Annotated in this window: 13 protein-coding genes; 8 read left to right on the top strand and 5 right to left on the bottom strand. The window is 38.1% G+C overall.

All coding sequences use genetic code 11. From position 1 onward, the window contains the following. Positions 1-13 precede the first annotated feature (13 nt). Positions 14-1,438: a peptidoglycan recognition protein family protein gene (locus ND812_RS02665; RefSeq protein WP_407658438.1), complete on the bottom strand. Its 1,425-nt coding sequence runs from the start codon at positions 1,436-1,438 to the stop codon at positions 14-16. Here ND812_RS02665 and ND812_RS02660 point away from each other — a divergent pair. The 3 genes from ND812_RS02660 to ND812_RS02650 are packed head-to-tail and all read left to right on the top strand — an operon-like array spanning position 1,380 to position 5,152. Further along, positions 1,380-1,886: a hypothetical protein gene (locus ND812_RS02660; RefSeq protein WP_174705058.1), complete on the top strand. Its 507-nt coding sequence runs from the start codon at positions 1,380-1,382 to the stop codon at positions 1,884-1,886. The two genes, ND812_RS02665 and ND812_RS02660, sit on opposite strands and share 59 nt — an antisense overlap. Before the next feature lie 12 nt (positions 1,887-1,898). After that, positions 1,899-3,506, top strand: a complete 1,608-nt coding sequence (locus ND812_RS02655) for a GMC family oxidoreductase N-terminal domain-containing protein (protein WP_265374155.1) — start codon at positions 1,899-1,901, stop codon at positions 3,504-3,506. 44 nt (positions 3,507-3,550) lie between these two features. Beyond that, positions 3,551-5,152 carry a tetratricopeptide repeat protein gene (locus ND812_RS02650; RefSeq protein ID WP_265374154.1) on the top strand — a complete coding sequence of 534 codons (1,602 nt, stop codon included), beginning with the start codon at positions 3,551-3,553 and terminating at the stop codon, positions 5,150-5,152. Positions 5,153-5,171: 19 nt separating this feature from the next. Here ND812_RS02650 and ND812_RS02645 read toward each other — a convergent pair whose 3' ends face one another. The 4 genes from ND812_RS02645 to ND812_RS02630 are packed head-to-tail and all read right to left on the bottom strand — an operon-like array spanning position 5,172 to position 7,945. After that, complete coding sequence (locus ND812_RS02645; protein WP_265374153.1) at positions 5,172-5,879, bottom strand: type I 3-dehydroquinate dehydratase; 708 nt, start codon at positions 5,877-5,879, stop codon at positions 5,172-5,174. 5 nt (positions 5,880-5,884) lie between these two features. Then, on the bottom strand, positions 5,885-6,859 hold the full coding sequence (locus ND812_RS02640) for a KpsF/GutQ family sugar-phosphate isomerase (RefSeq protein ID WP_265374152.1): 975 nt from the start codon (positions 6,857-6,859) through the stop codon (positions 5,885-5,887). Continuing rightward, entirely contained in the window at positions 6,856-7,395 is a 540-nt protein-coding gene (locus ND812_RS02635; RefSeq protein WP_265374151.1) for a UpxY family transcription antiterminator, read from the bottom strand. The genes ND812_RS02640 and ND812_RS02635 overlap by 4 nt, the downstream gene beginning before the upstream one ends. Further along, the gene (locus tag ND812_RS02630) at positions 7,382-7,945 is read right to left on the bottom strand and encodes an LIC_10042 family TonB-like protein (RefSeq protein WP_265374150.1); all 564 of its coding nucleotides are present in this window, start codon (positions 7,943-7,945) and stop codon (positions 7,382-7,384) included. The genes ND812_RS02635 and ND812_RS02630 overlap by 14 nt, the downstream gene beginning before the upstream one ends. On the opposite strand from ND812_RS02630, the gene aroC reads away from it, so the two are divergent. From aroC to ND812_RS02605, 5 genes are all read left to right on the top strand, one after another. Continuing rightward, positions 7,939-9,075, top strand: a complete 1,137-nt coding sequence (gene aroC, locus ND812_RS02625) for a chorismate synthase (protein ID WP_265374149.1) — start codon at positions 7,939-7,941, stop codon at positions 9,073-9,075. The genes ND812_RS02630 and aroC overlap by 7 nt on opposite strands. 15 nt (positions 9,076-9,090) lie before the next feature. Further along, positions 9,091-9,831: a response regulator gene (locus ND812_RS02620; protein WP_265374148.1), complete on the top strand. Its 741-nt coding sequence runs from the start codon at positions 9,091-9,093 to the stop codon at positions 9,829-9,831. A gap of 54 nt (positions 9,832-9,885) precedes the next feature. After that, positions 9,886-11,334, top strand: coding sequence for an NADH-quinone oxidoreductase subunit G (locus ND812_RS02615; protein WP_265374147.1), 1,449 nt, complete (start codon positions 9,886-9,888; stop codon positions 11,332-11,334). Then, entirely contained in the window at positions 11,321-11,848 is a 528-nt protein-coding gene (locus ND812_RS02610) for a NuoI/complex I 23 kDa subunit family protein (protein WP_265359262.1), read from the top strand. The genes ND812_RS02615 and ND812_RS02610 overlap by 14 nt, the downstream gene beginning before the upstream one ends. A gap of 248 nt (positions 11,849-12,096) precedes the next feature. Then, positions 12,097-13,059 (top strand): hypothetical protein, encoded by a 963-nt coding sequence (locus ND812_RS02605; protein ID WP_265375893.1) that lies wholly within the window; start codon positions 12,097-12,099, stop codon positions 13,057-13,059. The last annotated feature ends 16 nt before the right edge of the window (positions 13,060-13,075 follow it).

Below are 13,075 nucleotides of genomic sequence, written 5' to 3'. Positions count from 1 at the left end.
CGGATTTTCCTTATTATGGTTGAAAATTGCGGTATAAAATCGCCCAGTCCATAGCACTTCGATTTTTCCATTCTGGTTCTGGAAAGTATTTCCCACCAATCGAATTTAAGATGAGCTCCATATATTCTTCCCCTGGATCAAAGTCTTTTGCATTCAGGAAGATCGAACCACCCCATTTTTTTTTGGCTTGGGTATGGCTAAAAACTCCACTCAAATCTTCCAACCTTTCATTGGATAAAGGAATTTTGTATTTAGATGTTAGTTCTAATACAAGGTCTTTTACTTTTTGGATTTGTTCTGGTTGTTTGAGTAATTCTTCTGTGTCTTTGGCAACAATTTCGATTTGGATACAATTGTCATTTGTCCCGGTGGCTGCGGCCGCTCGGTCTTCAATCACATCCACAAGTTGGTAGGCTTTTCCATTTGTATCAACCATGATGGATGCAGTGAGGTTCCTTGCTTCTAAGGTTCGAAGAGATCGAAAGTAATCTGGAATCGCAGTATAATGTAAGACCACACAACTTGGTTTGATTTTCCCGCGGAACGTATACTTCACCCTGTATTCTTCAGGTGTGAAACCTTTGTCTGTTTTTTCTAATTGGGTAAAGATGATTTTTTCCGCTTTGGTGATCCCTCGTCCATTGGTTGGATGGAATGATTCCTTCAAAAGGTCTTTGTTCTCTTTTTTTAAAACCCAACCTGTAACAAATCGATCTTTCCAATCATCCTCTTCATAAAAGGTCCCTCCAATTTCTTTGAGGATTTGATTGAGTGCTAACTCACTTCCACAGGGTGAAAAATCCACAAATCCACCAAACCTACGTTTGGCTTGGTTGTGAGTGAAAATTCCTTTTTTGGAAATAATGTCAAAATTGGATTTGGGAATGTACAATGATTCAGCCAAGTATTGGATGGTTTTTTGTAACACTTCCCTTTGTTTGTTTTGGTTATAGAGAGTTTCTTGAGTTCCTTCATAAACGATATGGATGGATTCAGTATCGATTCCAGGTGAAGCAGTCCATTCCCGAGTTAAAAACATCGGATCTCCATATATGGTTCCATTGGAATCAATGTACAAATGGAATAAAAATTGATTCTCAACTGACAATCGAAAGAAATCAGAGAACTTTCGTTTGCCTGAATTGTGCAAGATGATTGCTGAAATTAAGTTTTGGTCTCGAGGTTTCGCTAATTTTTGCCACTGGTCTTTTTTGATCCCTTCTGCTTCAGAGAAAGGAATTAAATTAGGAATTTGGATGGTTGTGAAATTTGGTGTCCTTACAAAAAAACGACTGCATCCTGTCGAAATAAGGAAAATGAGTGATATTTTTACAAGATTCTGACACAATGGGTTCAAATCTAACAGAAGGAAATGAGATTTGGAGCCACATACACCATTCCTACTTTCACGAAATCGTTTCTTAAAATTTTCTCTCAAATGTTTTGCCTTAACCGCTGTTTCCATACAGGGTGTGAATTGTGGTCCAGGAGTGAACACTCCCACCCTTAGGGGAATTTCACCAGAACAATACCACAGTTTTCGCAGTTTGCAAGAAGTCTTCTTACAAGACAACCCCATTCCAAATTTTGATTTAGGACTTGCGTTAGATAATTATGTATATGGACATCCATATCCAATAGAAACTGAAAGCGTTATACAGCTGTTAGCTAGTGTTCCATCTTCTATTTTAGCAGCAATGGCACTTGATTTTTCTTTTACACCGATTGTCAAACTACCACCTGAAGAACGTATCAAACGGTTGCTTGAATGGAAACATTCTTCACTTGGAATCAAACGTGGTGTTTACGCCATCCTCAGACAAATTTCATTTTTCCTTCTCAGTTCTGACAAAGAATACCAAAAATTTGTCGGTTACATCCAATAAGGCGGACGATACATGGGAATCTCAATTCATAACGAAAAAATCATCACTCCAAAAAAACACGCAGAAACAATCAAAACCCACCAAATCCAAAATGGGAAATGGGAACTAACTGCGGATGTAGTCATCATTGGATCCGGGGCAGGCGGAGCAGTTGCCGCAAGAGAACTTGCAAAAAATGGATGGAAGGTTATCCTGATTGAAGAAGGTAGTTACTTCACTCCCGCTCAATTTAGTTCTGACGAATTTGTATCACAAGCAAGACTCTACCGAGATGCTGGATTTATTGTAACCGAAGAACAGACGTTATCAATTCTACAAGGTAAGTCTATTGGTGGTTCAACAACCGTAAACTGGCAAACATCTCTTTACCCTCCTGATTATGTTACCAATGAATGGAACGAACGATTTGGGTGGCAAGGGTATTCGAGAGAAGAGATGGATCCTTATGTTTCAGAAGTACATGAAAGATTAGGTGTACACGAAGTACCAGATAACTTGATCAATGCAAACAATAATGTATTACGCGTTGGTGGCAAAAAAATTGGATTAACTCCACAAGTTTTAAGAAATAATAATCGTGGATGTATTGGTCTTGGTAGGTGTGGACTTGGTTGCCCAATCAATGCTAAACAATCTACGTTTCTCACTTGGATACCTGATGCGATAGAAGCCGGAGCTACTGTTGTTTCCAATATGCGTGCTGTTAAAATTCGGGATGGAAAAATCAAAACAGTGGTTGCCGAATTTACACCCGATGCATATGAAAAAGCACCAACTGAAATCATTGAAACCATGGAAATCAAAGCACCTGTTGTCATAGTGAGTGCGGGTGCGATTGAAGGACCTGCTCTATTACAAAGGAGCGGAATTGGCAATGGATGGGTAGGAAGGAATTTAAAAGTCCACCCAACGTCTACGATCTTCGGCAAATTTGATTCCGAAATCAAAATGTTCCAAGGCCCACCACAATCCGTTGTGATTAAGGATGGTCATAACCAAAATGGAACTGGTTATGGTTACTGGTTAGAAGCGGCTCCTTACAGACCAACGCTTGCTTCTTCTTTGGTTCCTTTTTACGGCAAACAACAGTTTGATGTCATGAAAGATTATACAAAGTACAATGCTGGTATTGTTTTAGTTCGTGATGGTGCGGATGGCGAAGCCAATGCAAGTGTGAAGTACAGTTTAGGAAGAAGAAAAGTCTACTTTGAACTCACTCCAACTGATGGATTGAATATGTTAAAAGGATTAAAAGCATTAGCGGAAGTGACTGTGGCTGCTGGAGCTAAAGAACTGATTTTTCCTTTCACACGTTTTACAGAACCATACAAAGTGACTGGAAACGATAACTTTGATTGGATTCTAAAAGAGAGCACAAAACCAGGTGATTTGACAGTTGGATCTGCACACCCACATGGATCCATTCAGTCTGCAAACGACCCAGAGAAGGGAGCAGTTGATTTAAATTTGGAAATTTATGGTCATAAAAACATATTTGTCATGGATGCCTCAGTTTACCCTACAGGACTTTCGGTGAACCCACAAATAACGACCATGAGTATCGTTCTCAGAGCTTCGCGTAACTTAGCGTCGCAAAAAGAAGAAAGAACGAAGATCTAACTTTTTTCCAAAAATCCCTTTCATTCCCATGGGTTCCAACTAGTTTGGAATCCGTGCGGAAATATCTTTCCTTAGTTCTCAGTTTTCTCATCTTTCAAACTACAGTCTTTCCTATAGACAGCGATGCTATGAAAGAAGGTAAAAAGGCTTTTTCAAAAAAAGCTTATGGCGAAGCCATTAAAAAATTTACCAAACATGCCGACTCACACCCGCAAGACGGTGAAGCTTATATGTACTTAGGATATATCTATGAATACAAAAAAGATTATCCGAAATCCATTCAAAATTTTCGAAGAGCTGCTGATTTGGATTTGGACAAAGACCAAAGAAAAACAGTACTTCTAAAATTAGCTTTGTTTTTTAATTACCACCAAGATTGGAATTTATCAGCCACGTATGCATCACGTTACTTAAAGTATGATCCTAAAAATGAAGAAGTTCAAAAAATTTATAACCGTGCTGTAGGAAATAAAGGAAATCCTTCTTCCACAACACATACATATACACAACATACAAAAATTGAACCCAAACATCCAGAAACCAAGAATACTGAGAATAAAAAAGACCAAGTAAAAAAACCTGATGAAAGTATTGAGGATAAAGAAACTACTAAACCTAGTGAATCTTACGAACAAATTTTAGCAAACCAACCTCATTTAGAAGATGTTCGTTGGGATTATGTTTTAGCGTTATTTGAAGAAAAAAAATATGATAAAGCAGAATCGAATCTAAACATATTAATCGAAAAAAATCCAACACGTTCGAGATACCATTACAAAATGGGTATCATTAAGTTAAGATTGGATGATCCTAAATCAGCCATTGATTCCTTTGAAAAAGCAAAAAAAAATCCATTCTCAAAAGATACAAATGTGTTTTTATATTATGTATTTCTAAATGAAGGGATAGCTTATCAAAAATTAGCAGAAATTGAAAAAGCAGAATTATCCTTTCAGGAAGCTTTCAGACAATTACAAAAAGACACTCCACTACTTGCACTTGCAAGGTTATACGAACAAAAATCTGATTGGGAAAAATGTATCCAATCATCCGATAAAGCACTTTCCTTTAATCCCAATCAAATTGAATCCCATATGTTTCGTTTTGTTTGTATGTTTGAAGCTGGTAATAAAACTAAAAAATTTGAAACTAGTTTCGCAAAATATTCTGAATTCATTAAAATGAAATTTCCAGATTTATCGCAAACACCTGAAAAATTTCAAGTAGGGTTTTTAAAATTAGCGCGAAAATATACGGAAAACAATGCTTTTGATACAGCCGAAAGTTATTTTGCCGTTTTGGAAAAAGACCAAACTATTTCCAATGGAAGGGAATACATTTTTTATAGAGGAAGGAATTATTTTTACGGTGGGAAAGTTGATTTAGCAATTCCTTACCTGCAAAAAACAAATGGTTCTTCTGCAGCACACTATCTCTTGGCACGTTGTTTTGCGAAGAAAAATGACATCACCAAAACGAAAGAACAGTTTCAGCTGGCAGCGGATTTAAAACCTGAATATTGGACATCTGCAAATTTAGAAAAAGATTTCAAAGAAATTTGGAAGGAACAATCGTTCCGTGAATTTATCAATACAAAAGGTGGAAAGGTATCAGGAACGAATCTTTCTACTCCAGGATCAAATTAATAACGAATAGGAAGAACCATTATTCTTCCTTTGCTGAATGTGGGCTTTTGAAAAGGTCCGCACGTAGTTTTTTAAAAGTATCGACTGAAATTTGACCAGGTGCCTTTGGTTCACCTAATGTCATATAGGTGAAAGATGAATTAAACTTATCACCAAATACTCTTGATATAATTCCAAGTTCACCCATACAAATTCCGATCATTGTTTGAGTTTTTGATAAAAGTTTGATATCATTTAAAAAGTCTGCTGTTTCTTCGATGTTCTCTGGTGTGATTGCAAACTTATAAATGGGATTCTTTTTTTTGACCGGTTTTGATTTCGCAATGAATTGGTTCATTTCATTTGCTAAAATTGATTTTTTAAAAGAATGATAAGAATAAATGATTCGATAGTTTAAGGTTTCATAATTTCGAAAAATTGTATCTTCTCTATTCAGTTCGATATCCAAATAATTGGCATTGTCATTAAAATCTTTAATGATACCTTCCACATCTTCTGGGAATAATTTCACATAGGATCGAACACTACTGTCTTCGGCTCTTCTATATGTAAAAAGCACTGGTAAACCAAGTGCTTTGATTTTCTTTTTCATTTCTTTTTGGATGTAATTTCTAGAGAATAAATCCAATCGAACTTCGATGACATCTACATCTTTTACATCTTTTTTTTGAAGGTGGCGTAATTCATCCTCACCGACTGAGGCTATGATTTTATAAGAATCTGGCATAAAGTTTATAATCCTTTTTGTAATAAATCGTGGAGAGAAATCATCCCAACAAAAATCCCATTTTCATCCACAACAGGAGCAACAGAAATTGGCCTTTCACGTCCTTCCATTTTGATTAAAACATCATATGCTTTTTCATTTGGTCGAAAACTATTTGGATTTGGGTTCATCATTTCTTTTGCGGTTACATCAGGCGATAATGTATGTTTTGTGAGATATTTACGAATGTCATAATCGGTAATGAGTCCTACAAGTTTTGAATTCGAATCCACAACTCCAGTAGCACCAATTCCTTTTTCTGTAATTTCTTTTAAAATAGTTTCTAGGTTTGCATCAATGGGAATAGAAGCGTTTCTGTCTCCTTTTCGCATCACGTCAGTTAGATATAAGGACAATCGTTTACCTAATCGGCCAGCAGGATGGTACAATGCAAAATCGTCTGCTTTAAATTCTTTTAGTTCCATTAAAGCAACTGCAATCGCATCTCCGAGTACTAGGGCTATGGTTGTACTGGAAGTAGGAGCAAGATCTAAGGGACAAGCTTCTTTTAAAACTGGTGTGATAATGACAGCGTCCGATAATTCGGCTAACTTAGATTTGGCATTTGCAGTGATACCTACTATTTTTGCTCCGATTTTGCGGAGGGTTGGTAGGATATAATTCAGTTCTTCAGATTCACCACTTTTTCCAATGGCGAGAACTACATCGTCGGGTCCAACAATTCCAGAATCTCCATGTGATGCATCTGTTGGGTGTAAAAAATATGCTGAAGTACCAGTCGAAGAAAGTGTGTGTGAGATTTTTTTGGCAATATCACCAGACTTACCAACGCCCGTCACGATTACTTTTCCTTTTGATTTTAGAATCAGATCGATACAGTCTTTCACTGATGGGTCTAGTTGTTCACGGAAGTGAACGAGAGATGAAATTTCATCATCAAGTGCTTGTTTTACGATATTTAAAGTATCTTTATTTGTCATACAAGTAATTCCTCCCAAGCTAAGTGATCCATATTGATCTCATAAGAGAAAATGGTTTCCACACCAGGAATTCTTAAAACAACAAGAGTTTTGTTTTTTACTTTTAGAATTTCCATGGTTTTACCAGCAAAAGAACCATCGATCACTTTCACCATTTTGCCTTTTTGAAATAATAGTTCTCTGTTCATTTTCAAAGATTCCGCATAATCTTTAAGGCCTTGTTCCAAAACGTCCAAATCATTTTGTTCCACAATGGCTGGTTGCCCTTTATGAAATACAAACTGAACTGATCCAGGTAGCTGTAGGACCTTATTTTTATCTCTCCAATACACAATCTTTACAAAAATATAAGAAGGTAATATTGGTACTTGGATCCATTTGAATCGATCTGTCCATTTTTTCCGTTCTTTCCGTATTGGTAAGTAGTTTTCGATTTTGTATTTGTTCAGAAGTTCACTGAGTTTTTTTTCTGCACGTGGTTTGGTATAAACAATATACCATGCACTTTCTTCCGATTGTGGATTAGTCTCTGACATCTAAACGGAACCTAATGGGTAAAACAAATTCTTTGCCTTTGGTGTATTGGAACTTCCAATCGGAAAGTTGGCGACGCACCTGTTGATCAAAAACCGCATACCTACATGCTGTGACCACTGCAATTTTTTCCAAACTGCCGTCTTCTTTCACAGAAAGTCGGTAGACACAATGATCTTCTAGTTTTTGTTCCAATGCCAAACTGGGGTAACTGAGACAATTTTGGAATTCAGAGATTTCATCTTCTGTGGTTTTGGTCCCATCATTCTGAGATTGTTTTGGCGAAATAGATTCCTTACTTTCTCCCAATCCAGTTGAAAAATGAAGTTGGAAAGAGGAAAAATTTCCGCCTTCCTTGAGTTTGATGTGAGTAGAATCTATGTCACTTCGGTATTCCATTGCCAAATAAGACAAAAGAATGAATACATGCACCCCAATGCTAAGGGTGATTGCCTTATATTTGGGTCCTTCAAAGAGTAAATGCATTCCAAGTTCATGAAAAACTTTATTGGAGAGAATGCAATCTCCATTTTCATTGTCCGTATATGCCATCAAGTTGGGGAAAAATTTTCCGAGTATCTACCTATGGAGAATCTCACGGAACATCCGTAGGAGTTGTTGTGGATGGAGTGCCAGCGGGACTTCCATTTCCAGAAGAAGAAATCCAAAAAGATTTAACACGCCGAAGACCAGGTCAAAATGATCTGACAACTCCGAGGGATGAAAAAGATCGAATGGTAGTTGAGTCTGGAGTTTTTGAAGGCAAAACCACTGGAAGCCCGATACTCATGAAGGTAAATAACCAAAATACCATTGGCAGTGATTATGATGAGATGGCACATGTGTTTCGCCCGTCTCACGCTGATTATACTTATTCTGAAAAATATGGCCACCGAGCCCATGTAGGTGGTGGTCGTTCCTCCGTTCGCGAAACCATCGGTCGCGTTGCAGCTGCGGGTCTTGCCCGAGTGATTTTAGAAAACGAATTGGGCATCTCAACTGTTGGATTTGTGGATTCGATTGGTCCCATTGATTCCTTAATTACAGAAGATGAATACCCAATCTCACGGGACATCGTTGACCAGTTTCCGACACGTTGTCCAAAACCTTCTGCCAATGATGAAATGGAAACTCTCATCCGTAAACTCCGTGATGAAGGAGATTCCGTTGGGGGAGTTGTGAAAGTTGTGGTTCGTAATTTACCTCCAGGACTTGGAGATCCCGTTTATGATAAGTTAGATGCTGATTTGGCCAAAGCCATTTTATCCATTTCGGCTTGTAAAGGTTTTGAAGTTGGATCTGGATTCTCGGGTACTCGCCAAACAGGAAGTACGCACAATGATGAATTTTACATCGAAGAAGGAACAGGTAAAGTCAAAACAAGAACCAATCGTTCTGGTGGAATCCAAGGTGGAATTTCGAACGGAATGGATCTTGTCATTCGTGCTGCTTTTAAACCAACTTCTACAATCAAAAAAGAACAAAAAACTGTGAACGACCAAAATAAAGAAACTATTCTTAAGGCAAAAGGTCGTCATGATCCATGTGTGTTGCCAAGGGCAGTTCCGATTGTCGAAGCTGTCGTAAACCTAGTTTTAGTTGATGCTTACTTATACCAAAGAGCCTTACAACCAAAATGGTTTATGAAGTATGCGAATTTAAACGCCATTCCAAACCAATAAAGGAAAACGAATCAAATGAATCGCCCCAAAGTTTATAAAATTTTACTCTTAGAAGATGATGAAAGTAGTGCAAAATTATTATTACATACTTTAGAGAGATATAACTTTGATGTGACTCATGTTGTAGATGGAATGTCAGGTCTTACCAAAATCCGAAACAATAGTTATGATTTGATCATCAGTGATGTGAATATGCCCTATTTGGATGGAATCAGTTTTCTCGAAAAAGGAAAGGACATGTTAAAAATGACACCCGTCATCATGTTAACAGCCGTTGGTGAAAAAGACCAAGTGAAACGGGCAGCATACAGCCATGTCACTGCTTATTTATTAAAACCTATAGCAAACCAAGCACTTCTAGAAAAGATTGCACAGGTCTTACAACTCAAACCCGAAAACATTATCGATAAAAAGGAATTTCCATTACAAATCAATGTGATGGAACTTTCCATTTCACAGATGCAACTCGACATCAAAGGTTGCCCTGGTAAAAAATCCACAGACGAGATTTATGACAGGTTTATGCTTACCTTAGCAGGAAGGGGTAGTTTCACCAATTTGAGAATCAATCTCGATAATGCTTTTTTTTATGAAGTCCGAGCCTTACAAATTTTAGATGATTTGATCGGCAAAATTCTAAAACAGACCAATATCAGAGCCAGTTCCCTGTTTGTAGATTCCGAATTTTTTAGCAATCACGTAGTGGACTTACAGCCATACGCGTATCTTTCCGAGGTAAATATAATTTCCAAATGAAGGTTTGACAAAATCAAAAGACCTAAGTCTAATCAAACCTAGGGGGTCTGTTCTTTGGTTAAGATAAAGATAGACGGAGTCGAATACGAAGTCGACGAAAAGAAAAACCTCATTGATGCAACAAAAGAAGTAGGAGTAGAAATTCCCTACTTCTGTTACCACCCAGCTCTGAGCATTGTCGGTATGTGCCGTATGTGTCTCATTGAGATTGAAGGTGTGCCGCGCCTACAAGCCGCATGTAATACTCCTGTAAAAGAGGGAATGGGTATCATTACCAAATCCGATCGTGTGAAAGAAGCACGAGCAGGTACCATGGAATTCCTTCTCGCCAATCACCCGTTAGATTGTCCTGTTTGCGATAAAGCAGGAGAATGCCGTTTGCAAGACAATGCATTTGGTTCTGGGTCTGGCCATTCTCGTTTTGAATTTGAAAAACGAAATATCCCTCAAGAAGAAATCGGAACCAATCTTATCATCAATCACAATCGATGTATCGTTTGTTATCGTTGTGTGCGGTTTGAAGAAGAAAAAGTTGGGGAATCTAACTTAGGCCTTTTTGAAAGAGGGAACCATTCCATCATTGGTCTTGCAAAATCAGAACCAATTGATCATAACTACCAAGGTGCCCTTGCAGACATTTGTCCTGTGGGAGCCCTTCTTAATAACAAAACACTTTTTAAATCACGTGTTTGGTGGTACAAATCGCACAAATCCGTATGCCATGGTTGTTCCACAGGTTGTAATGTAACAACAAACGTACGAGACAATAAAATGTATCGATACATGGTACGTGAAAATTTTGAACAAGGAATGTTTTTCCTCTGTGACAAAGGTCGGTTTGATTTGGATTGGATGAACGAAAATCGTTTGTTCAGTTATTTGGAAAATGGAAAAAATTCCACATCACAAGTGGTGGTTTCCAAAATTATTGATCGATTAAAAGAAGCAAAATCCATTGCCGTTCTCGGTGGAGCTCACGAATCCAACGAAACTTTGGCAACACTCAAACAAAACCTAAATTCCCTCTCACAAGCATTAGGTGGTAAATCCATCCAATGGGAAACTCGTGTTACGGATGCACAAAATAAAGAAACTGAACAAGTAGACTTTTTACTCACAAAAGACAACCACCCGAATACAAAAGGAGCTATTGACTTAGGTCTCACAACTCCTTCTGGAATTACAGGGATTGTTTCAGCAGTCAAACAAGGGTCGGTGGACTTAGTGATCCTCATCAAAGAATCCATTCCAGAAGGAATTGATCCAAACAAAGTGATTTGTTTTGATACCAATTTGACTGAAGCTGCAAAGAACGCAAGTTTGGCGGCACCAATTCAAATTTTCTGTGAACGAGAGGGAAGTTTTACCAATAAAAACGGCCTCAAACAAAACTTTGAGAAGTCAATGAATCCCATCCAAGGGTTGTTAACCTCTGCCGGTGTTGTTGAGCAAATACTGAATACGATGACTAAAAAAATGGAGGTATCCGTTGGGAACCGTTAATGTCGTCAACGTAGCCAAAAAACACCAGTTTTCTTGGTATGAAAAATTTTACTTTTGGTCCATAGGCAAAGGCCTTTGGATCACACTCAAACATTTTGTAAAAGTTGCTTTGTTTAACAAACAGGTAACGATTGAATACCCTGATAAAAAACGTCAGTATTCCACTCGGTTTCGCGGGATGCACTCGATGAAACGAGATGAACAGGGTAGAGAACGATGTACTGCTTGTTTTTGTTGTATGTGGATTTGCCCTGCCAATGCCATTCACATCGAAGCTGCAGAAGTGACTTCAGAACGCCAACACCTCCACCCTGAAGATAAATATGCCAAAAAATTTGAAATCAATTTACTCCGTTGCATCTTTTGTGGGTTATGCGAAGAGGCATGTCCGAAAGGAGCCATTTATTTGGATGGAACGGGTGAGATGGCGGCCGACAACCGAGAAGATTTGTTTTTGACCAAAGAAAGAATGATGGAAAAAACTGGTGGTCCCATCCTCGGACAAAGGAATTAAGATTTCACTCGTTCCACGAAACAAAAACCCGGAATTGTATGGAATAAGGACAGCCGGGTTTTACCTCTAACCAATTCAATCCATTATCTGTGTTTTCCAAAATTCCTTCATTCATTACCTATTTAGTCAGTTCGCATGTACGATCGGTTCTATATTTACGTACTTGCACGTTAGTTTCGAATGGCTGTAATTTTCCTTTCGTATGGAAATTTTGGATCTCTTTGATTTTTTTCATTTGTTCCTTTGGAATGGGTATTGGAATTGTCTCTCCTTTGGTTGCTGAAACCACCATCATTGAAAACGAAGAAGATGAAAAACGTGTCTTAGAAAACCATGCCTTTGAAAAATTGCGTTTTGGTTTAGCCAATCATATCCATTATTACAAAGTCAAAAAAACAAAAAATACCGTTGTTGAACAACGGTCTGGTCGGAAACGATTGTATGATCATAATTTGATTTTACGGTCGATGTTTCGGAATCGAATTCTGCACCACAAGTATGGATCCATTGGAAGGTTGTTAGACGGTGCTAGTTTTATCGATTTTGGCAGTGCTATCTTGTATGAAGAAGGTGCTGTAACAGTAAGAGACTTATACGAAGACCAATTCCTCGCTCGTTACATCAAAAAAATTGTGGCAACGGATATCAATGACCCTGAATACGATCACACCCGTTACATTGAAATTCATTTCACGGAACGAGATCCCTTTCCTTTTGCCTTCAATGAAATCCCTTACCGTTTGGATGACCCTTCCTACATTCGCATTTTGACGAAACTTTACACACCCAACGAATTTTCGCCTGTGATCTTTCGGAGCACCAATTCTGGACCTGATTTGTTTTATACTGTCGAGGAGATGAAGGAACATTTTCGCTCTGTTTTGGATGCCAATCCACACAGGACCATTTTGTATTTCTTCAATCGTTACATTTTCTTCCGAACTCCCTGTGAATCCAAATTCCAACTCATTGGAACCATCGATGAAAAGGTCGGTGTGAACCATAGTTTTAGTGCCTGGCGCTATGTGGACTGGAATAAACGGGAATTTGCAGAAGCAATCGACCCCAATTTTCGGTACATCCGAATCGCCGACGAACGGACAGAAAGCAAGGCAGACCGGTTTGATGCGATGATTTCGGGGTATTCTTGCCAATTCCAAGCGAAAATGAAGTACTACCGTCACAAATTCACAAAAACTATGACGAAATGATGATTTTTTTACTTTT

This window comes from Leptospira limi, assembly GCF_026151395.1.
Classification (GTDB): Bacteria; Spirochaetota; Leptospiria; order Leptospirales; family Leptospiraceae; genus Leptospira_A; species Leptospira_A limi.
This window is presented reverse-complemented; position numbering and strand designations above follow the sequence as displayed.